Origin of the sequence: Candidatus Arthromitus sp. SFB-turkey (genome assembly GCF_001655775.1) — a bacterium.
Lineage (GTDB): Bacteria > Bacillota > Clostridia > Clostridiales > Clostridiaceae > Dwaynesavagella > Dwaynesavagella gallinarum.
Window position 1 is genome coordinate 25071 of sequence record NZ_LXFF01000017.1, and the last position, 25428, is coordinate 50498.

Genomic DNA, 25428 nt, shown 5'->3' on the forward strand with positions numbered 1-25428 from the left:
TTTAGCTAAATTAATAATATTTTTCCACAAAAATTAATACTTTTCCACAAAATATATGTGGAAAAGTATTAAAAATTTGCTTTATATAGTTATATCAATTATATAAGTTCCTTCATCCTTAAATTTTATCAATTTTTCAACATACTTTTCTCCATTAATTTTTAAATTCTTTAATTCTCCCTTTCTAACTATTATTTTATAAAATACATTTCCTCTATTATATTCAATTACATACTGTTTCCAATCACTTGGTATACATGGTTCTAAATAAAATCCATCTTCACACAAATTAAATCCCAATATATTTTCAAGAACAACTCTATAAAATAACGAAGAAGTATAATTAAAATCATCATTTATAATTTTAACTAAACTATTTTCTTTAAATCCTATTTTAGCTGGAATCATATACGGTTCTTTTTTATAAATATTTGCACAATTTCTATTCATAGTTCTTAATATAGGATTTAAAAAATTTAAATATTTATATGCTTTATCATTCAATTTTAATTTTGTTAGTGCCTTAACCAATAAAATTAATTCCTTATTATTCTGAATAATTTTATCCTCTTTTATAAATGCATTATCTTTAGTAAAAAATTCTTTTACAAATCCAGAATCTCTATTAATTAAATATTTTTCAATAGAAAATATAACTTTTTGACTAATGACATGATTATCTACACAAATCAATGATAATATCTGAGGAAGTAAATATATATCATTATAAAAAGCTTTAGACCCTTTATCTTTTAAATTATTTATATAAAACTCTCCATTAAAACACTCTGTCTCAAGAATGTGCAAAATTCTATTTTTAACCTTATTAAATATATCTCTATTTTTACAATCATTAACTTTTAATAATATTTCATCAAAATCCCCTAATACTCTATAAAGCATAAAAAGAGTCTTAACATCCAAAATATTTTTATTTACCTTAGGGTCACCTACATCTTCTACAAATATTCCCTTATTTATAATTTTTAAGCACTTATCATATATATTTGAAAATTTTACTTTTGAATCGCTATCACTCATATAATTAATTTCAACATTCAAAATATCAAAATCACCAGTAACTTTTATATAATCTAAAAGTATATATACAATCCATAATAAATCATATAAACAATCATTTATTTCATATTCTTTTGTAAAATAGCTCCATTTATCTTTAAAATTCCCATTCTCATACATATTAGAAAATACTTTTATAATATTTTTCTTACTTTCTTCAGAATCTATATATGTATAAATTAAACATTTTTCCATTAAATCAATACAAGAATTTAATTCTCCTTTAAATGAACTACTTAATAAAAATTTTTCATTATAACTCTGATGAAGAATCCATCCATTCATAAACGCATCTATATATTCATCCTTAGTTTTAATTTGAAACTCTTTATATTTTTTAAAATATATTTCCTCATTTTTTTCATATACATCATTAAATAACTTTTCATCTGTACAAAAATTATTTATTTCAGAATTTATAGCTTCAATACTATTATCATATCCTAAAATAATATGAACTTCCTTAGTCTCTCCCACATCTAAAGTAAGTTTTCCTGAAGCACATAAACAAGATTCTAAATAGATTCCCGTCAAATTGCTTAACTTGTCTTTATACACACCTATAGGATTAAAATATCCATTATTTATTCCCAAAAATTCCTTTTTACTTCCTGTAAATGAAACATCTTTACACCCAAATAATTTTAAATAAGCCTTTACATTTTTAAAATTCTTAGAAAAATTATTTTCTCCGTATATGTAATCAAAATCTCTATTTATATAAGTACTTAATTTCTTAGAATAATCATCTTTTGAAGATAATAAGATAGGTGCAAAATAATACACATTAAAACGTCTAACTTTATCAGATAAATTTTTAAATTTTATTTTAACAACTTTATATTTTTTCCCTTGTGGAATAGAGCATTCAACATTAGTTTTAACATCTCTATATTGATTACTTATTTTTGTACTAGAAAATGAATTAGAAATTATATAATCCTCTCCATTATCAATAGGACTAAATGTTGGTGACCAAACAAATTCATCTTCTCTTATATAAATTGATTCTCCAGCATAATTATATTCTTTTTTTGTAAAATCTTCAGTAATCAAAAACTCTCTACAATCAAAAGCCCAGGTACTCATAAATCCACTTGACAATATACAAGTAGAAATATATTTATTATTTAAAATATTTTTATAACTATAAGGAATCATATTTAAATTATTAATTTTAACAATATATTCAGAATAGTCTTTTGAAAAGCCTCCATAAGAATTATAAAATTTGAGCATTTTCCTTGGACTATTATATTTACTTATATCATTATAATCTGAAATTTCATCACCTATCTCAAACAAATATCTATTTAAAATAATATTTTTATTATACTTAAAAATATCGTTTTGAGGTGATACAATACAATTTTCTAAATTTTCCTCTCTTATTATTTCTTGTAAATTTTTAACAGTAAAATTAAGCTGATCATATATACTCTTTTCCCCTGATTGTATTAAAATGTTTGATATATTTTTGATAATTTCACAAGTGCTCTTATAAATATTTGATAAAATTATGTAAATTCCATTGTCAACATTTATTCTTTCCTTAAGATTATATCTCAATATAATTTTATCAAGCTCGCTATCAATATGTTTATCTTGTCTTAAATAACTATTTAAGATTACTAAATTAAATTCTAAACCAATTTTTATAAAATATGCTAACGCTTTAATTAATATTTCAACATGTTCTAGATCCTTACTTTGCATAATTTCTACAGCTACAATCGGTATATTAGGATTTATATTATAAGATATTAAATCTTTAATTCCTACATCACAACTTAATTTATAATTTCTTTCTGGAAAACCATATATAATTTTAGAAGTAATATGATTAAATAAAGATAACTCTTGAGGAGATATTTTTAAGTTGTTAACCATAATTTTAAGATTATAAGAATTACTATAAAATAAATTAGATATCATATTCAAATTTTTATAGTTATCAATTAATTTAACTAATTTTTCTTTATTATCACTTATAGCATTTATAAAGTACACACTTACATGACCATGAGAATTTAATCTTATATTAGATCTTAAACTCATAACCATATCATCATAAAATTTATTATTTCCATAATTAGAATTAATACCCATAGAAATAGGATATTGTAAATTTCCATTTACTCCCATGAATCCTTGCTTTGTGTTTTCAAATTTAATTCCTTCAATTTCATTATTAGTGTAATAAATACTATGACCCATAAACAAATTATCATTATCATTTCCACATATAACTAACATTTTATCATCTACATAATCAAAACTTTTATTCAAAATATCACTTTCAAAATAACTAGTTAATTCTAAATTTTTAACCTTGGATGTTAAATTCTTTAATATTATTTTTCTTATCTCAACGTTTTCATCATTAGATATAAAAATCTCACTAATAACATTAATATCTCTATCATTTGCTTTAAATCTTACTTTATCTAATTCAAATTCACAAATATAACTAACATCATTATTTTTACATGGCAAATATGTATTACTAAAAAATTTACCGCTATCTAAATCCCTTATATATACACTTCCATAAGGCTTCTCATTAGTAAAATCATAGCTTAATTCTGAAATGTACTCACCTTTAAATTTTAAATATCCACCACCACTACTGCTTATTCCCAAAGAATAATCTCCATTAGAATAAATTTGCATATCACACATTTTATCTTTACTATACTTAATTATTCTCGGTATAAACTCATCATTTAAATCCATAACATTTAAAACAAACTCATTTTCTTTAACTTTATTAATGGATATATTATGGATACTTTCATTAAGTAATTCACTTATACTTTCCACATCAATTATTTTTTCAAATCTATCTTGACAAATATTATTCATTAAAATATTTGACAACGCTATCAGACTCATACCTTGATGATGAGCCATATAGCTTTTTACTATAGAATAACTATTATTTTTATGATTTCTTTGTTTTGTAAAATCAATAGCTTCATAAAAACCATATTTACCCAAACTTCCTAATTTTTTTAACCTTTTTAAATTTTTTATGCTACTTTTAAAATCAACCATAGAACTCATAATTCCAGAATAAGGGCTTACAACTAAATTTTCGTAATCTTTTTTTACTGCAACTCCAGGAATTCCAAATGCTTTATACTGATAATTTAATTGACTATCAAATTCATAAAAACAAGATTCTGATACACCAAAAGGAATTCTATTATGGTTTGCAAACTTTATCTGAGCTTCGACACATCCTCTATAAGTTTCATAAAACACCGTATCAGGATAAGCTTTCATATAAAGCATTGGCATTAAATACTCAAACATAGTTCCACTCCAAGACATAAGAGTTTTTATACCATTTACATTAATTCCTAATCGTCCTAATTTAAACCAATGACTTATAGGTATATCTCCTTTTGCAATAGATAAAAAACTTGCAATTCTAACTTCTGATGCCAATAAATCATAACAATTTTCATCTAACAAATCATTTTCACAATCATATCCTATTGATAATAAATTTCTCTCCTTATTATATAAAAATTTAAAATCCATAGAATTAATTTTAGAACTAATTTTATCCATTAAAAATTTAACATCTTTAACTATCTGCTTAACATTAACTATTACTTCAGATATTTTTAAGTCAACTAACTCATTTCTAACAGATGAATTGTTATAATTTTTCTTAAATTCTACAAGTTCCTTCTCTAATTCCCCTAAATTTGTACTAATAAATATTTCTCCAAATTTCTCAATTCTAAAATTAGATATTTCATTAATTCTACAAGTTATATTAAAAATTTCATTTAAAAAATTATTTGCACTTTCATTAATCTTTATATGCCAATAAACATCTGCACTATCTTTACTCAATTCAGAAATATTTTCTTTAGATTTATCCGCTACATCCTCTAAAAATTTAATATAATCTCTATATTTATTGCAGTTATAACCATAATTAATTAAATCTTTATACAAATGATCCATTTTAGAATTATTTGATAAATATCCCATTTCTTCAAAGGACTTTACTAAATCTTTATGAATAATAGGTTTATTTAAAATATCTTCTAAAGACTTTTTACACAAATAATAACTAGCAAGTAAATTTCCACTATCAACAGTTGAAACATATCTATCTCCAAGTGGAACAACATTTTCTATATCATACCAATTATATAAATGTCCTCTATAAACCGGTAAAGAATCTATGGATTTCATAATATTTTTTAATCTATCAACCATATCAAAAACACTTATAAATCCAAAATCCCTAGCTAAAATAAAAGAGCTTAAACTCATACCTATATTAGTTGGAGACGTTTTTTTTACAATACCTATTGACGGATCTTCTTGATAATTATCACAAACTAAATAGTTAGTACTTTCATTTACAAAATCCTCGAAATATGAAAATATACTTCTTGATAATGATCTTAAAAAAATATTTTGTTCACTAGTTATTTTAACTTTTTTGACTTTTTGTTTTTTAGACAAATAATATGCTATAAATGGAGCTATAAAAAACGTAATTGAAGGTAAAATCATCTCATTAAATTTAAAATAAACACTAAACATTAAACTTAATAATCCAAAAACTATACATAAAAACATTTTACCTAAATATGAAACGATAGAATCTTTTGAATTTTTCTCAACTTCTTGGAATGATTTCCATTCAAGTAAATTTTTCTTAGTAAATAATAACCTCATTATAACTTTAAATACAGCATCAAAAACTATGTACGCTTGATACGGTAAAAAAGAAAACATAACATACATTTGAGTAAACTTATTTTTTAAATTTTTTAAATTAAAAGATAAATTTTCTTTAGCTACAGGTACTATAGTAAGGGAAGATATATCTAAAAAAAGTGGGAATAATAAACCAAGTAAAACTAACCCATAATATTTGTTTCTTTCTTGTATATTAAGAAAAAATGGTAAAGTAATACAAATCATCCAACTAATAGGAATTAAACTTCTTCTCAAATTATCTAAAATTTTATACTTAGAAAGCATACTAATTCCTCTTCCTCTTATTAAATAAGGAATTAATTGCCAATCTCCCCGCGTCCATCTATGTAATCTTAAAAAATTTGAGAGAATGTTTGATGGAAATCCTTCTTGTATCTCAATGTCTGAACTTAATAAAACTTTTGAAAAACATCCCTCTATTAAATCATGACTCAAAACTCTATTTTCAGGTATAACATTCCACAAAATCTTATCAAATACATCTATATCAATAATACCTTTCCCTATAAAAATACTATCTGAAAAAATATCTTGATATATATTAGAAGTAATAGAATTATAAGATGATGTGGCAACATTACCAACAAAAAGTTTAGAATAAATGGTATTTAATGAACTTTTAAAACTAACATTAACTTTAGGCTGTACTATTCCATAACCTCTAATGACTTTATTTCTTCTTCTGATTGTCTTAACAACTGCTTTATTTAAAATATGATTTATAGCTCCTATTAATTTAAATGCAGAATCTTTCATTAATTTAGTATCAGAATCAATTGTTATTATATATTTAGTGTTTTTTAATAATGGATAATCTTCAATAGATTCATGAAAATTACTTTCTCTTCCTTTTAAAAATTTTATAAATTCCATTATTTTACCGCGTTTACGTTCCCATCCCATGTAAACTTTATTGCTCTCATTATAAATTTTTTCTCTCACAAACATGTAAAATTTTGTTTCATTAATTTTATCTTTATATCTACTATTTAGTTCCTTTAATGACTTCTTAGCATAATCTAAAAGAATTTTATCTTCAAACCCCTCGTAAGAGATAGTATCAACATAATCAAACAATAATGAGAAATATACATTGTTATTTTTATTACAAATATAAGATATTTCCAAATTTTTAAATAAATTATCTATATCCTCTTTACTAGTTAAAATAGATGGAATCACAACTATTGTTTTAGCTTCATCTGGAATTTTCTTAGAATAATCCATTTTAGGTACAAATTTATGTTCTATATTCTCTAAGAATAAGTGGTTAATAATATTGATCCAAATATCACCAACTAAAACCAAAAATACAGTACTAACACCAAAACTTAAAAACCTACTATATAAAATACCATTAAAATATTTAAGTAAAAATAACTCTATAAAAAATATTCCACTAAATATACTTGTAAAATAAGATATTTTTTTAAATTTCTCCGAAAACCTAACATTTTTAAAGCGTTTACTTCCCTCGTCTAATAAATAATAACCAACATGTCTTGAACAATTTGTATCTCCATTTTTACATAAATCTAGGATTTTAACGCATTCCATATACTCATTTAAATTATTTTTCTCACAGATTTTTTCAAGTGTTTTTCTATAAAAATCCCTACTTTCATAATCCATATTTCCATAAACGCCTGATGGATCTTTTAAAAATTCTTTATGTACAGAACTTACATTTTCAAGAGCAATTCTCCAATCAAACAAAGAAATATTTTTAAGAGATTGTATATAAATACTAATTTTAATTCTTATATCATTTAATTGTTTCTCATTTAATTGTTTCAAATCTTTATATGTTAAATTTTCATTTTCTAAAATTTTATCTAAAAAATCTCTTATTACACGATCTTCTATTCTGTTTTCATTCATTAAATCTATAAAATATTCAATTGTATATAATGAAACATTATTATCTAAAAATTTCTCAAGTTTGCGCAAAGCAACTTTAAATTTACCATCATTAATTAATTTCATTACACTCTTAAAAAGAACATGCCCTTTATATCTCTGGTTTTCAATTAATGAAACTTCATTAACAATTTTATATATATTTTCCAAAACAGAATACTTCAAAAAAAATGAAATACTCCAGAGTTCTTTTAAACTAAGTTTAACTTTACTCTCATACTCATCTAATTTTTCAAAAAATTCTCTCTCTTCAAAAATACTATCCTGATTTTCAACAACACAAGAACAAAATAAATATGCTCTAGGTAAAAACTCCTCATTAATTTTTACAGAAATAAACTCTCTTAAATTAATATAATTATCATTTAATAACTGTATGGTTTCATTCTCTATTACAAAAAAATTATCCGTTATCCATTTAGAACTATCACTTATTTTACATCCTAAAGATTTTATATTTTCAATAGCTTCAACATTTTTTAAAAACGTTTTATTTAAGTCTTTAAACTTATCTTTAAAATTAAATTTCTTTATGTGCACATCATTATGCGTACAAACTAAATTGAGTAAATCATAATTTATCATGTCATATCCCTTCCATTTTAACTAAGAAAAATCATCTCAATTTAAAACATTTTTTGAAATATATTCTATTATTACCAAAATTTTTTTTATTATTCATACCTTTAACCGATTATATATTGATATTTTTTATATATTTTCGTATAATAATATTGTTATTAAAATAACAAACTTTGTTATTAAAATATCAAAATTAAAATAATATTTTTTTTAGTTAATCAAATAATACAAAAATATAAGACTATCAAAGTTTAATGATTATGGAGGTTGTTATTCATTATGAAATCAAAACAACAAGTTTCAGAAAAAGAAAGTTCAAATACAAATTTAGTTATTGATTCCCTCATAACAAAAGCTAGAGAAGCTGAAAAAAAATTATTGCAATTAAACCAATCTCAAATAGATAAAATTGTAGATGCTATGTGTATTGCTGGTGCTTCTAAAAACATAGAATTAGCTAAGTTTGCTGTTGAAGAAACTGGACGTGGAGTTTTTGAAGATAAAGTTATTAAAAATCTATTTGCTACAGAATACATTCATCATGATATAAAACACGTAAAAACTGTTGGAATAATAAATGATGACCATACAAAAGATTACTTTAATGTAGCTGAGCCTGTTGGAATAATAGCTGGAGTTACTCCTGTAACTAACCCAACTTCTACTGCTATGTTTAAAGCAATTATTTCTATAAAAACTAGAAATCCTATTATTTTTGCTTTCCACCCTTCTGCTCAAAAATGTAGTGCTGAAGCTGCAAGAATAGTTCGTGATGCTGCAATAAAAGCTGGAGCTCCAGAAGACTGCGTTCAATGGATTGAAGAACCATCTTTAGAAGCTACAAATGCTTTAATGAATCACGAAGGAATCTCTTTAATACTTGCAACTGGTGGATCTGGAATGGTTAAGTCTGCTTATAGCTGTGGAAAACCAGCACTTGGAGTTGGACCTGGAAATGTTCCTGCGTACTTAGAAAAATCTTGTAATGTAAGAAGAGCTGTATCTGACATAATTATTTCAAAAACATTTGATAATGGAATGATTTGTGCTTCTGAGCAAGCTGCTATTGTTGATGAAGAAATTTCAAAAGAATTTGAAGAAGTAATGAAGGAACTTAATTGTCATTTTTGTTCAAAAGATGAAATTAAAAAACTTGAACAAATGGCATTCCCTCCAGAAAAAAATTCTTGTGCATTAAATCCAAATATAGTTGGTAAATCTGCAAACTGGATAGCTGAACAAGCTGGATTTACTGTTCCACCTAAAACAAAAATACTTGTTGCTAAAATTAATTCAGTTGGAAATGAATCTCCTTTATCTCGTGAAAAATTAAGCCCAGTTCTTGCTTACATTGTTGTTAAAAACTCTGATGAAGGAATTGAAAAAGCTTCTCAAATGGTAGAATTTGGAGGACTTGGTCACTCTGCAGCAGTTCACTCAAATAATGAAGAAGTTATTAAAAAATTCTCTGAAAAAGTAAAAGCTGGAAGAATAGTTGTAAATACTCCATCAACTCAAGGTGCTATAGGTGATTTATATAACTCAAATAGAGCATCTTTAACTTTAGGATGTGGATCTTATGGTAAAAACTCAATAATTTCTAATGTAACATGTGAAAATTTAATTAACTTAAAAAGAGTTGCAAGGAGAAAAGTTAATATGCAGTGGTTTAAAATTCCTGAAAAAATATATTTTGAGTGGGGATCTACTTGTTATTTAGAGAAAATGCCTAATATATCTAAAGTTATGATAGTTACAGATCCTGGAATGGTTAATTTAGGGTATACTGATATTGTAATAAACCATTTAGAAAGAAGAATTGACAAGGTTCACTTTGAAATATTCTCAGATGTTGAACCAGATCCATCTGTTGAAACTGTGTTAAGTGGTGTTAAAGCAATGGAAAGATTCAAACCTGATTGTATTATAGCTCTAGGTGGTGGATCTGCAATTGATGCTGCAAAAGGTATGTGGTTATTCTATGAACACCCTAATACAAATTTTGATGATATAAAATTAAAGTTTGTTGATATAAGAAAGAGAACTTACAAGTTCCCTAAATTAGGACAAAAAGCAAAATTAGTTGCAATTCCTACAACTTCTGGAACAGGTTCTGAGGTTACAGCATTTTCTGTTATAACTGATAAAGTTAAAAATGTTAAATATCCTTTAGCTGATTATGAGTTAACTCCAGATGTTGCAATAATAGATACTCAATATGTAATGAGTCTTCCAAAAGCTGTAACAGCAGATACTGGACTTGATGTTTTAACTCACGCAATTGAAGCTTATGTTTCAATACTTGCTTCTGACTATACAGATGCCCTTGCAATGAAAGCAATTCAATTAGTATTTGAATATTTACCAAGAGCATTTAAAAATGGAAGTAATGATAAGGTTGCAAGAGAAAAAATGAATAATGCATCAGCTATAGCTGGTATGGCATTTACAAATGCATTCTTAGGTATAAACCACTCTCTTGCTCACAAACTTGGAGGAGAATTCCATATACCTCACGGACGTGCTAACGCTATACTTCTTCCTCATGTAATTAAGTTTAACTCTGAAACTCCAACTAAGCTTCCATCATTCCCTAAATATGAGAAATTTATTGCTCATGAAAAATATGCAGAAATTGCTAGAACTCTTGGTCTTAAAGCTTCAACTACAGAAGAAGGAGTTAATAGCTTAATTGACGCTGTTAAAAAGTTAATGTCTGAACTTGAAATGCCTTCAAAAGTTTCTGAGTGTGGAATATCAAAAGAAAAATATATGAACAAAATCAATGAACTTGCTGTAAAAGCATTTGATGATCAATGTACTGGTGCAAACCCAAGATACCCACTTGTTGAAGAATTATTAGAAATTTACAAAGTTATATATTAAAAAAATAGAGTGCAAAATTTTTGCACTCTATTTTTTTTCACAAACTATAACATAAAATTTTCTACTTTTACTCTCTGTTAAAACCTTCATCCATTTACTTTGAAAAGATAATTTATCTTTTGAAATATACTCTATACTTTCTACTTCAATTCCATATTTATTATATGTTGGAATAAAAATCTCTTTAAAATAACTCTCATTTAATTCAGGAAGCTCTCTCTTTTCTATTTCATTTTTTTCAAATTTTTCATCATAAGAAAAGCATATATTTATTTTACATTCTGGTTTTGAAAGCTTAGAAATCCCCTCTATAATTTTTAATTCTTCCTTAAAAATTCCTTGAAGTAAACTTCCCCAAGGAAGATTTATATAAATTTCTGAAAATTTATTATATAAAACCTCATGTAAACTTTGAGCATTCATAACAACATACATTAAATTATCAATTTTATTTTTATACTGCTTAACTCCATATTTTTTCATAGAATCTCTACATGAATCAAGTCCTATATAAAAACAATCTTTATTTTCTAAAGCATTAAAGTAAACAAATCCTCCTTGACCTGTCCCTAGATCAATTACACACTTACTATATTTACTTATTTTACTTAAAAATTCTTCATCACTAATTTCTATTTCTTTACTACTTTTAAGTATTTTCACAAATTCACCTCAATAAAATAAGGATAATTTAAAACTTTTAAATTATCCTTAAACTTAATATTTTCTACATAAAAATAAATGCACCAGGTCCTAAAGGTAATTTTAAAACCATCCAAACAATCAATAACAATACCCATGAAATTAAGAAAACTATTGAATATGGAAGCATTAAAGAAATAAGAGTTCCAATTCCACTCTTTGGATCATATTTCTTAACAAGCATTGCTATTATAGGAAAATATGGTAAAAGTGGAGTTATTATATTACTTGTAGAATCACCTATTCTATAAGCTATTTGTGTAAATTCTGGTGTAAATCCTAATCTCATAAATAATGGAACAAATATTGGTGCCATTATAGCCCATTTTGCTGATGCACTTCCTATAAATAAGTTTATAAAAGCAACTATTATTATGAATGCAAGTATTAGAGGAATTCCAACAAAACCAATATTTTCTAAGAAATCCGCACCTTTTACTGCAATTATTGTAGCTATTTTACTTTGCTCAAATAGTTTTATAAATTGAGAAGCAAAGAATGCTAAAACTAAATATCCTCCCATTGTAGACATAGACTTTGTCATAGATTTTACTACATCTGAATCATTTTTAATTTTTCCTGACCCAATTCCAAAAGCCACACCTGGCACAAAAAACCCAAGTGAAAGAATAACAACTATACCATCTATAAATGGAGATTTAACAATAATTGAATCTGTTTCTGGATTTCTAAGCATTCCTCCAGGAAGAAGTCCAATTATAATTATTAGAACATAAATAAATAAAGAAATTCCAGCCCATAAAAGTCCTTTTTTCTCTTCTTTTGTAAATTTAAAAGCACTTTCATCTTCAATTTCAACTTGATCTACTAAATTATCACCATTTTTTCTATTTAATCTTGGTAATATTATACATTCAGTTACAAGAGTACCAACTATAGTTATTAAAAATGTAGAAACAACCATAAAATAGTAGTTACTTGTTGGATTAACAACATATGTTGGATCAATAATATTTGCAGCTGATTGACTAAGACCACTTAATAAAGGATCTATTGTTCCTATAAGTAAGTTTGCTGAAAATCCTCCAGAAACTCCAGCAAAAGCTGCAGCAATACCGGCTATTGGATTCATTCCAAAACTCTTAAATATTATAGCACCCAGTGGTACTAAAACAACATATCCGGCATCAGAAGCTATATTTGATAAAACTCCTAAAAGCACAACAACAACAGTTATAAGTCTTTTTGGAGTACTTAAAATAAGCTTCTTTATTAAAGCATCTATTAACCCTGTTCCTTCAGCAACTCCAACACCAAGCATTGAAACTAAAACAACACCAAGTGGGGCAAAGCTCGTGAAGTTACTAACAATATTTTTCAAAAATTCTGCCATGGAACTTTTAGTTAATAAATTAACAGCATCTACTTTAACAACTTCAGAAACTCCATCTTTTACGGTTTCATACTCTGCGCTGACACCAGCGTTACCTAAAATAAAAGATGCAATTATGGTTAATATACTTAATAAAACAAACAATGTTACAGGATCAGGTAACTTATTACCAATCTTTTCAATAAAATTGAGACTTTTATTAAGTATACCAACTTTTTTGACTGCATTTGTACTTCTTAATCTTTTACTTCTTTTTTCAGCCAAAACCATTAACTCCTTTCATTTTCAAAATATTTAAAATATAATTATTGTATTATTTTAATATTTAAATAACAATTATGCAACATTATTGTATATATTTCAATAAAAAAAACATTTTTTTATCATAATTATAAATTGGAGATGAATTTAAAATGAAAAATATTAAATTATGTGTTTTTGATCTTGATGGGACACTATTAAATTCAAATAAAAAGATAACACAAGAAACTTTATTAGCTGTTAAAAATTTATCTAATTATAATATTAAATATACAATTGCAACAGGAAGAATTGATATTTTAGCAAGAAAATACCAACGTGAAATATGTTCAGATTTACCAATAATTTCATGTAATGGATCAATTATAAGAGATCTTTCAAATAAAATTTACTACATGAAAACTCTAGATTTTGAAACTGTAAAAAATATTTTTAATTATTTTAAATCATTAGAATTAAATTTCTTATTTTACACAGAAAACTCAATTTTAGTTACAAAAAACAATCCTCGTATTGAGTTTTTGAAAAATTATAACAAAACAGCAAATAAAAATGATCAATTTAATTTTGAAATTATGGACGATGACATAAATAAATATTCAAATTTAAAATTTCTAAAATCTCTAGCCCACATAGAAAATCGACCTAAACTTTTAGAAATTCAATCTATCTTAAATAAAGATTTTAAAAATTTATCAATCGTATCTTCTGATTATGAATTATTAGATTTAATGCCTTCAGGTATAAATAAAGGAACTGCTCTTTCTATTCTTTGTGACATTTTAAATATAGAAAGTGAGAATGTTTGCGTTTTTGGAGATAATTTTAATGACATAGAAATGATAAATTTTGCTGGAACCTCTATAGTCCCTGAAAATGGAGAAAATGATGTGAAAAAACTTGCAACACATATTACAAAAACAAACGACGAAGAAGGGATTTCATATGCAATAAATAACATAATATTAAAAAATGTGTAGAAATTTAATTCTACACATTTTCTATAATTTATTTTTAATAGCATTTGATATTTCATTTGCAATATTTTCAATAATATTTTTATCTTTACCTTCTACCATAATTCTAATTAAATCTTCTGTACCAGATTCTCTAACTAAAATCCTTCCATTATCTAAAAGCTCATTTTCACATTTTTCAATTAACTCAACTATTTCTTTATCTTCTTTATAAATGTTTTTCTTACCCTCACTAACATTTACATTTAACAAAACTTGTGGAAACTCTTCTATACATGATGCTAAATCCTTTAAAGTTTTCCCTTTTTCTTTTACAATTTTACTAAGTATAAGAGAAGTTAAAATTCCATCTCCTGTTTTATTATCAAGTAAAATTATATGTCCTGATTGTTCTCCTCCTACAACATAATTATTTTCATTCATATTCTGAAAAACATACTTATCTCCAACACAAACTTCAGAAATGTCTATACCATATTTATTTAACGATTTGTGCAATCCAATATTACTCATAACTGTTGCTACAACTGTATTTTTATTTAAAATACCCTTTTCTTTAAAATAAATTGATATTATTCCCATTATAAAATCACCATTTATAATGTTTCCTTCATGATCAACAGCTAAACATCTATCAGCATCCCCATCATAGGCAAAACCAAAATCACAATTATTTTCTACAACAAAATTACAAATTTCCTTCATACTTGTAGAGCCACAATTATTATTTATATTAGTTCCATTTGGGTTATTATTTATAATTAATACCTCTGCTCCTGTATCTTTAAATACCTTTTCAGCAATCATATATGCTGCTCCATTTGCACAATCTATAGCTATTTTTAAACCATTAAGACTTGTATCTAAAGAATTTAATAAAAATTTCCTATAATCATCTATCATATGTTCTGAATATTCAATTTTCCCAATTTGTGAATTTTTACTCTCAAATCCATTTATATTTTCAAAGTATAAATCTTCTATTTTTTCTTCTAACTCATCACTTAATTTTACTCCATTATGATCAAAAAACTTTATTCCATTATATTCATAAGGATTATGCGAAGCTGAAATCATAACTCCACCTATTAAGTTATACTTAGTTATTAAATATCCTATGGCAGGTGTTGGTATATAAGATACTTTTATAACATCAATACCACATGATGCAATACCCGAGCATATACTATTTTCAAGCATAGGACTTGAAATTCTTGTATCCATACCAACTATAATTTTTTTGTTATTTGTTGAATTATTAGATAGAATATGCGCTCCACATTTTCCTATTAAATACGCAAATTCACCTGTTAATTTTACATTTGCAATTCCTCTAATACCATCTGTTCCAAATAACTTTCCCATTATTTATACTCCTTTATAAAAAATCATATCCAGCTTCAAAAGCTTTTTCATTATCATCAAAATTAAATTTTTTATTCAAATGTCTCTTAAGAGAATTAATAACAGAACCTCTAGAAATAACTTTTATTATTTTAGTTAATGAACCAAGCATTACAATATTTCCAAAAACTTTTTCAGAAATACCTTTAGCAATACTTTGAATTGGTACATCAAAATATTTAACATCTTTTCTCAAATGATTATTTCTAATTATATCTGAATTAACAAATATAAAACCATTACTCAAAACTCTACTTTCATATTTAAGTAGTGATGGATAATTCATAGCAACCATATATTTAGGTCTAGAAACAATTGGAGAAGAAATTTTCTTATTACTTATTACAACAGAACAACTAGCAGTTCCTCCTCTCATTTCTGGTCCATAAGATGGAAACCATGTAACATTTAATCCACTTTCAATTGCAGCATAAGATAAAATTTTTGAAATAAATAAGATTCCTTGTCCACCAAATCCTGAAAACAATACATCTAAATTCAAACTAGTATACCTCCACAAACTTAATCCTTAAATACCTTTAATTCAAACTCCTTAACCATATTTTCCTCAACCCATTTTAAAGAATCATAAATATTTTTTCTCCAATTTGTTGGACATATAGAAAGAATTTCAACAAAAGAAAAACCTTCACCATTTTTTACATATTCAAATGCTTTCTTTATTGCTTTTTTCGCTTTCATAACTTCACGAACATTGTGAGTTGAAACCCTTTCTAAATATCTAATTCCTTCAATAGTTTCTAATAATTCACAAACTTTCACAGGAGGACCATGAGAATCAACTTCTCTTCCATAAGGAGTTGTTTCAGTTATCTGTCCCTTCAAAGTAGTAGGCGCCATTTGCCCACCAGTCATTCCATAAGTACAATTATTTATAAAAATTACTACTATATTTTCCCCTCTCAGTGCTGCATGTATAATTTCTGACATACCTATAGCTGCTAAATCCCCATCTCCTTGATAAGTAAATACAACCCTATCTTTTAAAAGTCTTGACACTGCAGTAGCAACGGCTGGAGCTCTTCCATGAGAAGCACTTATAAAATCACAATTTAAATAATCATACATAAGAACTGAACATCCAACAGAAGCAATTCCAATAGATTTATTTAGTATATTTAACTCCTCTAAAACCTCACCTATTATATTATTTATTATTCCATGAGTACATCCTGGACAATAGTGATTCTTAACATCAATAATAGCTTCAGATGGTTTAAATTTTATATTCATGCTTATCTCCTTTAATAATTTTTCTAATATCTTCTACTATAGTTTCACAGTCAATAACGTTTCCATACACCTCTGCACAAGAATACACTTTATTTTTACTAGAACAACCTAAAATTACATCTTCAACCATTTGTCCAAAATTCATTTCTACACATAAAAACCCATATTTTGTATTATGAGTATATTTTTTTATTTCATCATAAGGAAATGGCCAAATAGTTATAGGTCTCAATATACCTACACATATATTTTCATCCTTAAGAATATCCCTTACTTTTTCACATATTCTAGATATTATTCCAAAACATACTAATATAATATCAACTTCTTGTTCTAATCCTAATACTTCACAACTAACTTCATTGATTTTCATTAAATTATACTTTTCATTTAATTTTTTCATATGATTTTTAACTTCTTCATTATCTAAATACAATGAACGTATAACATTTCTATATTCTCTATCTACTACACCATTTGCACTCCAAGGCTTTAATTTTCTTATATCTTCAAAAGAATCGTAAATAGTATCACTTTTTTCATCTACCTCTATAGACTCCATCATCTGCCCTAAAGTTCCATCTAAAAAAATAACCACAGGATTCCTGTACTTGTCTGCCAATTCAAATGCTTTAATTGTTAAATCATAAATTTCTTGTACACTATTTGGAGCTAAAACTATTACTTTAAATCCTCCATGACCAAGTGCTCTAGTTACAACAAAATAATCCTGTTGAGATGGTTGAATACCTCCAAGACCAGGACCTAATCTGCAAACATTAACTATAACACATGGTAACTCTGCACCTGCCATATATGAAATTCCTTCAGCTTTTAAGCTCATTCCTGGACTTGAAGTAGAAGTCATAGTACGAAATCCTGCACTGGCTGCTCCATAAACCATATTAATAGCAGAAATTTCACTCTCTGCTTGAATAATTAGTCTTCCACATTCCGGCATCCTCTTTGACAAATGTGCAACTATCTCTGTTTGCGGAGTTATAGGATACCCAAAAAAAGCATGACACCCTGCTTTAATAGCCGCTTCTCCTAAAGCTTCACATCCTTTAATTAATATCTTCAATTATCTATTCTCCTTTATTTTCAACTATAGTTATAACAGAATCTGGACACATTCTAAAACAAAACCCACATCCTATACAATCTTTTTCCTTATGATGTACTATTTGAGCAACATAATGCCCTGAATCATTTAATTTACTAGACATAGAAATTATTTTCTTCGGACAAACCGTCTCACAAAGTGTACATCCCTTGCACCGTTCTTCCCTAAATATAACCTTATATATAAATATCACTTCTTCCTTAAACATTTAATTAAATTTATAATTATCATTCTTCAACTTTACTAACTTTAACTTTTACTGTAACAGATTTCCTGTTATCTACAGTCTCTATACCATTTGAAATTTTTAATGGGACTTCTAATATAGAATTTTCCTCTATCTTAGATAAATCAACACTTTCAGAAGAAATTTTATAAATATTTGATATTACATCCTCAGCTCCAATTATTTTTATTTCCTTAGGTATAATGTCAATACTTTCAAGCTTTAATCCTTCTTGCAAATTATTTACAAAAGGAACATCCACCTCTACATCTTTCATAGCTCTAACCATAATATACATCTCAACAACGTCAGGATAAACATCTAAAAATTCATTTATTTCTTTTCCATCTTTATCTAAAAATTTAACTTTTAAACTCTGATAAGTATCCTGTTTTAAATCTTCAAACTTAGCATTAACAACAGCTTTATCAACTTCATTTACAAATTTTGATGCTCCCGAAACTATAACATATTCAGGAGTGATTATAGGTTCAAAAGAATAAAACCCCTCAGTATTATGTTTTTCAATAACCTTGTCAACAGATACTCTTTTTTCTACAAACTCATCTATTAAAATTTTAATATCTAAATCATTAGGTTTTGTTATTGAAATATTAGAAGGTATACTTCGTATATAGCTTCTTACTACATTTTCTCCCTTCTCAATCTCATACAAGCTTAAATCTAAAAATATTTCAAAATTTTCTGCCTTCAAATTATATATATCTGATGCATTCCCCTCAACAGTTAAATTAACTGTAAACTTTTGATCAGGTAATACAATTAATCCATTTTTTTTCAAACTTAAACTATTTATAATATTTACAGGTATATTATAAATCTTAGTTGTAATCATAGGATCTAAAGTTATAAATATATAAATCCAAAGCATAAACGATACTATTAAACACAATATCTTTACATTTATGAATTGTGCTTTATTCTTATTTTTTTTCTTATCCAACCTTTTACCCTGCCTTTAAAAGATGCTGATTTTAAATTATTATATACAAACATCCTACTAAGTAAGGAATTTAATTTTTCAAAATCATAGTTTCTCGTCATTTTACCATTTACAACTAGAGATATTATTCCACTCTCTTCAGAAACAACAATAACCGCAGCATCACTAATCTCTGATATTCCAAGAGCTGCCCTATGTCTTGTTCCTAAACTTTTATCAATATTTTGATAACTAAGAGGAAGAAAACATCCTGCAGCTTCTATTAAACCCTCTCGTATAATAATAGCCCCATCATGTAAAGGACTGTTAGGAAAAAATATTGTTTCTATAACCTCAGAACTAATTTTAGAATTTAATTTAGTACCACTTTCAACAATATCTGCTAGTTTTGTATTTCTCTCTATCACAATTAACGCTCCAACATTTTTGCTAGACATATTTGCAATTCCTTTGCAAATCTCAACAATAAAATCATTTTTAACGTAACTATTATAATATTTATTATGTATATCTGAAAAAGCACTTCTACCTAAATGTTCAAGTGCTTTACGTATTTCTGGTTGAAACAAAATAACAATAGTTAAAACACCTATAGTTAAAGTATTTTTTAAAATAGTATAAACCATAGTTAAATTTAAAAGGTAACTAATAGGTATTAAAACTAATATAAATAAAATCCCTTTTAATAATTGTTCAGCTCTAGTTTCTTTTATAAGCATATAAGCCTTATATAAAGCATACGCAACTATCGATATATCTAGTAAATCAAATACATTTATATTTTTAATTGTATTTAAAACAATATTTAAAAACTCCAATTATCTACCTCTTTTTTTTCTTTTTTAAAGAATTTATTAACTAACTCAATAATATAATAAACTAAATGATTTTTAAAGGGGCGAAAACATTTTGCATATTAAAAAAAATTTATTTAAAATAATATCAATATTTTTATTTATTATTTTCTTCAGTATTTGCTGTTTTATAACATATTTAATTATAAATAAAGAACATAATCCAAACTATAAATTAGATTCATATATTTCACACCTAAATAACATATATAAAATCTTAGATGACAATTTATATTCTAAAGAAAATATATCAAAATCTTTAGAAAACATATACATATTACAAGAATCTAAAAAAAATATTAACACTTCTCTGAAAGTTCATGAAACTAAAACCTTCAATCACTTAATAAATTCATCAGAGCTATACATAAAACAAATATCAAATCTACAATCAGACACTGAAAATATAAATGAAAACATCGTTGCTCTTAAAAACCATTTTGATCAAATAATCCTAAGTTTAAAATCCCTACCAGCTAATTCAAATATTTTAACAGAAACCATAAATACAATTTCAAATGTTCAAGATGCTTATGAAAATAATTTTTACTCAGAAAAAATAAACTCCATATCAACCTTAAGCTTAAATAAATTTATAAGTGAAGTAAACTCCATTATGTATGAATTCCTTCCTTTAATAGAAAACATTGATGAAAAATTAAAAAAAGCTAGAGATAACAAATATGACTATCAATTAATTTTAAATACATTAGAAAAAAATTTAAACGTTTTAAAAAATTTAAAATCTAAACTTTCAAAACTTCCAATACCTCAAGAAGGTTTATCTATATATCATGAAATTGAAGAAATTTTAGATCTTTATGATGAATACAATACAAAATTAAAATATTCTATTAAAAATGAACATTTATCAGAAGCAAATGAATTAACAGATGAAAATCTGCAAAAAATGTATGAGCAAACAGAATTTGTTTATTCAAAAATTTTAAATAAATACAATACTTTAAAACATAAAATAGATTCTAAAGTAAGTATTTCAAATTCTTTGTACAACTAAACTAATATTTTTTAAATAACTGCACAAACTAAAGAGTAACTAATTATACCTTTAAATTTACGGAGGTATTTATGAAAAAACTTAAAAATTTAGCATTGAGCCTATCAATAGGTGCTTTGACAACAACTCTTCCGTATATAACTTACAGTGCTCAAGCATTACCAATAAATGATGTAAAAGAAAGAGAAATAAAAGCACCTTTAAATATATTTAATATTGAAAATAAAAATACAAAAAGAAATCAAAAAGAAGAAATGGCTGAAGTTTTAGTTAATTTATACAACAAATATAATCACATTTTTAAAAAAGGTTTGGAAATAAATGATATTAAAAATTCTAATTTGTATTTTAATATAACAAAACAAAAATCTGAAATTAAAGATTTAATAAATGACATAGTAAACTATCCTTATTCTGTTGTTAATTCTAAAATAGAGCAAAAATTTCTTAAATCAAACATACTTTTTTGCTACTTAACAAATCAATATATTCAAACTGAAAATTTAAATAATATTTTAAACGCTAACAATATAGATGAAGTTAAAGAGGAATTAAAAAATATATCAGAAATAATTAATTATTCGGTACTTGCTCTAGAAAATTCTGAAGGAAACTATTCAAATATAGATTTAAATGAAAAAGTTTCACAGCTAAATAGTATAGTAAGTAACATTAATGATGTAGAATCTCTTAAATCAAATTTCTTAATGCTTAATCAAACCTTAAATGAAATTCATTTAGAAATAAATTCAACCTTAAGTGAATACATTCATATATAAAAAAGATGCTAGAAAACTCTAGCATCTTTTCTTTACTTATTTTTATTTACAAACTCAACTAAATCTCTTTTTTGCATAACACCAACAAATCTATCACAAACTTCACCATCTTTAAATAAAATTACTGTTGGTATACTCATAACTTTATATTTTCTAGAAATTGTACTTTCATCAACGTTTATTTTAACGCATTTCACGTCACTATTCTCATTTGAAAACTCTTCAAATATAGGTCCAAACGATTTACAAGGTCCACACCAATCAGCATAAAAATCTATAACCACAAGTCCCTTAAAATCTAATACTTCCTCTTGAAAATTTGCATCATTAACATTAATCATAAACTTAATCACTCCTTAATAAAAGTTTCATTTACTAATAATTTACCATTATAAACCATTTTCTTACCTTTTGAAAACACATATTTTATTTCAAAATCTTGCTTATCTACAAGAATTACATCTGCATCTTTATGTTTCTTTATTTCTCCCTTATGTTTAAGTCCTAATATATCTGCAACATTTTTAGTTACAAGAGATATTATATGACTTTTTGAAATTTTAGAATTATTTAATAATTCCCTTATTTCATTATATAAAGAATTTGGTTTTCCAATTCCAATTCCAACAAAATTACCATTACCATCTACAATAGGTAAACTCCCTTGAGAATCTGAAGAACAAGTAATATGACTTACATCTACACCTTTTGATAAAATTTCGGGAATAATTTTACTTATACGTAAATTTTCCTCTTCTTCTATACCTTTAACATAGCTACTTGTTAAATCAAAATATCCACCCTTCTTACCATATTCAATAGCAGAATCTAAAAGTTTTCTATTTCTATTTACATGAGTAGGAATAATTTGAGATAAGTTTATATCTTTATTTACACAAATATCAAATAAATATTTAAGCCCTTCATTAGAATCACCTATATGAATGTGTACAATTCCCATTTTATTAGATAAAATTCCACCAACTTTTGCCTCATGAATAATTTTTATAAACTCCTCAAAACTAGGCTTTGAAGATCTATAATCAGATAAAGCAATTTCTCCAACACCTATTACTTTAGGAATAAGCATAAGATCCTTTTTTATATCTCCAGTTATAGTTTTAACGGGTATTTCATATGATCCCGTATAAACATAAGTACTTATTCCTTCTTCCTCAAGACCATAAGCTTTAGCAAGTAAATTATTCATATTCCTACATACATTATCAGTTCCTAAACATCCAACAACTGTAGTAATTCCAGAAGTTATTAAATCTGTAATACTAATTTCTGGTGTTCTGCTTTTAAAACCAGCTTCCCCACCACCACCTGATATATGAACATGAGAATCAATTAATCCAGGAAACATTATATAATCGCTTCCATCAATTACCTCACATTCTATAAGGGGATTGATTTCATTTATTTTATCATACAATCCTTCTATTTTATCAAATAAAAACACTACATCTTTTTTGCCTAAACTCTCTGGTGCATAAACTTCAATGTCTTTTATAATAGTTACCATAGAATTTCACCTTCATGAAATATTTTATTTTTTATCTAATATGTCTAAAATCTGCTTTTTAGCTGGTAAAATAGATGTTGCTGACATAGAAAATTCATCTAATCCATATTCTAAAAGTTTAGGAATAGCCTCCTCATCTCCAGCCATTTCTCCACACATTCCAACCCATTTACCTTCAGCATGAGCTCCATCTATGGTCATTTTTATAAGAGAAAGTACAGATGGATGCATTGGATTATATAAATAAGATACTTTTTCATTCATTCTATCACAAGCTAGTGTATACTGAATTAAATCATTAGTTCCTATTGAAAAGAAGTCAACTTCTTTTGCAAATTCACTAGCTGAAACTGCCGTTGATGGAATTTCAACCATTATTCCAACCTCAATTGAATCACTTACAACAACCCCTTCATTTATAAGTTCTTGTTTACACTCTTCTAAAATTTTCTTGGCTTGTCTAAATTCTTCAATTGAAGAAATCATTGGAAACATAATCTTAAGATTACCATATATAGAAGCTCTTAAAAGTGCTCTAAGCTGAATTTTAAATATATCCACTCTATCTAAACAAAGTCTAATAGCTCTATATCCAAGAAATGGATTCATTTCATGACCTAAATCTAAATAATCGAGTTTTTTGTCTCCTCCTATATCAAGTGTTCTAATTACAACAGGTTTACCATTCATTTTTTCAAGAACTACTTTATAGGAATTAAACTGCTCCTCTTCTGATGGCATATTACTTCTATCCATATATAAAAACTCTGTTCTAAATAAACCTATTCCATCTCCACCATTTTCTAAAACTTGATCCACATCTTTGGTGGAACCAATGTTCCCACAAATTTCAATTTGTCTATTATTTTTATCATATATTTTAACATCTTTTAAAGCTTTTAACTTCTCTTTTTCTTCATTGTAACTTCTTATATAATTTTCAAACTCTTTAATTTCCGAATCTTTCGGATTTATTATTACATACCCTTCAACACCATTTACTAAAACAATATCTCCATTTTTAACAATATCTGTTATATTATTCATTCCAACTATAGCTGGAATTTCCATTGTTCTAGCCATTATAGCTGAATGTGATGTTTTACCTCCAATGTTTGTTAAAAATCCACAAACCTTACTTTTATCAAGTTGAGCGGTATCTGATGGAGTTAAATCATGTGCAACAACAACAGTATTTTGTTCAGTTATTTCCACTTCTTCCTGTATACCTAAAATATTTCTAACTATTCTATCTGATACGTCCTTAATATCTGCAGCTCTTTCTCTCATGTATTCATCATCAATACTTTCCATAACAAGAACAAGCTCTTTTTTAACACTATCAATTGCATAATCAGCACTAACACTATTATTTTTTATCATATCTTTTGCTTTATCAATAAATTCAGGATCCTCAAGTATCATTTGATGACTTTCAAAAACTAAAGATTCTTCTTTCCCAACTTCAGTTTCTATTTTTTTTCTCAAAAATTCTAGTTGCTCTCTTGTTTTACTAAGAGCATCTTCTAAGTTCTTTATTTCAATATCTATATTTTCAATTTTTAAATTGTTAATATTTATTTTTATATCTTTTTTTATNNTAAACAAACAAAAACAATAAATAATTTTTAAAATTTTTATTTTTAAATTAATAAAAATAATTTTTAATTTATAATAAATATACTTCATGTTTAAATATATATATAACTATTTTTACAATAATTAGTGTAAATCTTTTCTTTAATATATTCAATAAAT

The 25428-nt window shown here is 25.7% G+C and carries 17 protein-coding genes; 4 read left to right on the forward strand and 13 right to left on the reverse strand.

Going from position 1 to position 25428, the window contains the following annotated elements; all coding sequences use genetic code 11:
* Positions 1 to 81: 81 nt before the first annotated feature.
* On the reverse strand, positions 82 to 8340 hold the full coding sequence (locus A6P36_RS03420) for a glucoamylase family protein (RefSeq protein ID WP_066761004.1): 8259 nt from the start codon (positions 8338 to 8340) through the stop codon (positions 82 to 84).
* 276 nt (positions 8341 to 8616) lie between these two features.
* On the opposite strand from A6P36_RS03420, the gene adhE reads away from it, so the two are divergent.
* On the forward strand, positions 8617 to 11223 hold the full coding sequence (adhE, locus tag A6P36_RS03425; RefSeq protein ID WP_066761005.1) for a bifunctional acetaldehyde-CoA/alcohol dehydrogenase: 2607 nt from the start codon (positions 8617 to 8619) through the stop codon (positions 11221 to 11223).
* A gap of 27 nt (positions 11224 to 11250) precedes the next feature.
* Here adhE and A6P36_RS03430 read toward each other — a convergent pair whose 3' ends face one another.
* Both A6P36_RS03430 and A6P36_RS03435 read right to left on the reverse strand, forming a co-directional pair.
* Positions 11251 to 11886, reverse strand: a complete 636-nt coding sequence (locus A6P36_RS03430) for a class I SAM-dependent methyltransferase (protein ID WP_066761006.1) — start codon at positions 11884 to 11886, stop codon at positions 11251 to 11253.
* A 64-nt stretch (positions 11887 to 11950) separates the two neighbouring features.
* The gene (locus A6P36_RS03435) at positions 11951 to 13549 is read right to left on the reverse strand and encodes an AbgT family transporter (protein ID WP_369815416.1); all 1599 of its coding nucleotides are present in this window, start codon (positions 13547 to 13549) and stop codon (positions 11951 to 11953) included.
* A gap of 143 nt (positions 13550 to 13692) precedes the next feature.
* On the opposite strand from A6P36_RS03435, the gene A6P36_RS03440 reads away from it, so the two are divergent.
* Entirely contained in the window at positions 13693 to 14520 is an 828-nt protein-coding gene (locus A6P36_RS03440; RefSeq protein WP_066761013.1) for a Cof-type HAD-IIB family hydrolase, read from the forward strand.
* A 21-nt stretch (positions 14521 to 14541) separates the two neighbouring features.
* Here the strand turns inward: A6P36_RS03440 and glmM are convergent, their stop codons facing one another.
* The 7 genes from glmM to cdaA are packed head-to-tail and all read right to left on the reverse strand — an operon-like array spanning position 14542 to position 20309.
* Positions 14542 to 15882, reverse strand: a complete 1341-nt coding sequence (glmM, locus tag A6P36_RS03445; RefSeq protein WP_066761014.1) for a phosphoglucosamine mutase — start codon at positions 15880 to 15882, stop codon at positions 14542 to 14544.
* A 13-nt stretch (positions 15883 to 15895) separates the two neighbouring features.
* Entirely contained in the window at positions 15896 to 16423 is a 528-nt protein-coding gene (locus tag A6P36_RS03450; protein ID WP_066761016.1) for a 2-oxoacid:acceptor oxidoreductase family protein, read from the reverse strand.
* Positions 16424 to 16443: 20 nt separating this feature from the next.
* Positions 16444 to 17175, reverse strand: coding sequence for a thiamine pyrophosphate-dependent enzyme (locus A6P36_RS03455; RefSeq protein WP_066761018.1), 732 nt, complete (start codon positions 17173 to 17175; stop codon positions 16444 to 16446).
* A complete protein-coding gene (vorB, locus tag A6P36_RS03460; protein WP_066761020.1) occupies positions 17159 to 18259 on the reverse strand; it encodes a 3-methyl-2-oxobutanoate dehydrogenase subunit VorB in 1101 nt (366 codons plus the stop codon). Before vorB ends, A6P36_RS03455 begins: the two co-directional genes overlap by 17 nt.
* A 4-nt stretch (positions 18260 to 18263) precedes the next feature.
* Positions 18264 to 18509: a 4Fe-4S dicluster domain-containing protein gene (locus tag A6P36_RS03465; protein WP_082917604.1), complete on the reverse strand. Its 246-nt coding sequence runs from the start codon at positions 18507 to 18509 to the stop codon at positions 18264 to 18266.
* Positions 18510 to 18528: 19 nt separating this feature from the next.
* The gene (locus tag A6P36_RS03470) at positions 18529 to 19491 is read right to left on the reverse strand and encodes a CdaR family protein (RefSeq protein WP_066761022.1); all 963 of its coding nucleotides are present in this window, start codon (positions 19489 to 19491) and stop codon (positions 18529 to 18531) included.
* Complete coding sequence (cdaA, locus tag A6P36_RS03475) at positions 19452 to 20309, reverse strand: diadenylate cyclase CdaA (protein ID WP_066761023.1); 858 nt, start codon at positions 20307 to 20309, stop codon at positions 19452 to 19454. Before cdaA ends, A6P36_RS03470 begins: the two co-directional genes overlap by 40 nt.
* Before the next feature lie 91 nt (positions 20310 to 20400).
* On the opposite strand from cdaA, the gene A6P36_RS03480 reads away from it, so the two are divergent.
* Complete coding sequence (locus tag A6P36_RS03480; protein ID WP_066761028.1) at positions 20401 to 21363, forward strand: hypothetical protein; 963 nt, start codon at positions 20401 to 20403, stop codon at positions 21361 to 21363.
* Between the two features lie 71 nt (positions 21364 to 21434).
* Positions 21435 to 22142: a hypothetical protein gene (locus A6P36_RS03485; protein WP_066761029.1), complete on the forward strand. Its 708-nt coding sequence runs from the start codon at positions 21435 to 21437 to the stop codon at positions 22140 to 22142.
* A gap of 32 nt (positions 22143 to 22174) precedes the next feature.
* Here the strand turns inward: A6P36_RS03485 and trxA are convergent, their stop codons facing one another.
* The 3 genes from trxA to ptsP all read right to left on the reverse strand — a co-directional run.
* A complete protein-coding gene (trxA, locus tag A6P36_RS03490) occupies positions 22175 to 22483 on the reverse strand; it encodes a thioredoxin (RefSeq protein WP_066761031.1) in 309 nt (102 codons plus the stop codon).
* A gap of 8 nt (positions 22484 to 22491) precedes the next feature.
* A complete protein-coding gene (gene iadA, locus A6P36_RS03495) occupies positions 22492 to 23670 on the reverse strand; it encodes a beta-aspartyl-peptidase (protein ID WP_066761036.1) in 1179 nt (392 codons plus the stop codon).
* Between the two features lie 24 nt (positions 23671 to 23694).
* On the reverse strand, positions 23695 to 25269 hold a 1575-nt coding region (gene ptsP / locus A6P36_RS03500), incomplete at its 5' end, for a phosphoenolpyruvate--protein phosphotransferase (protein WP_156507972.1).
* Between the last annotated feature and the right edge of the window lie 159 nt (positions 25270 to 25428).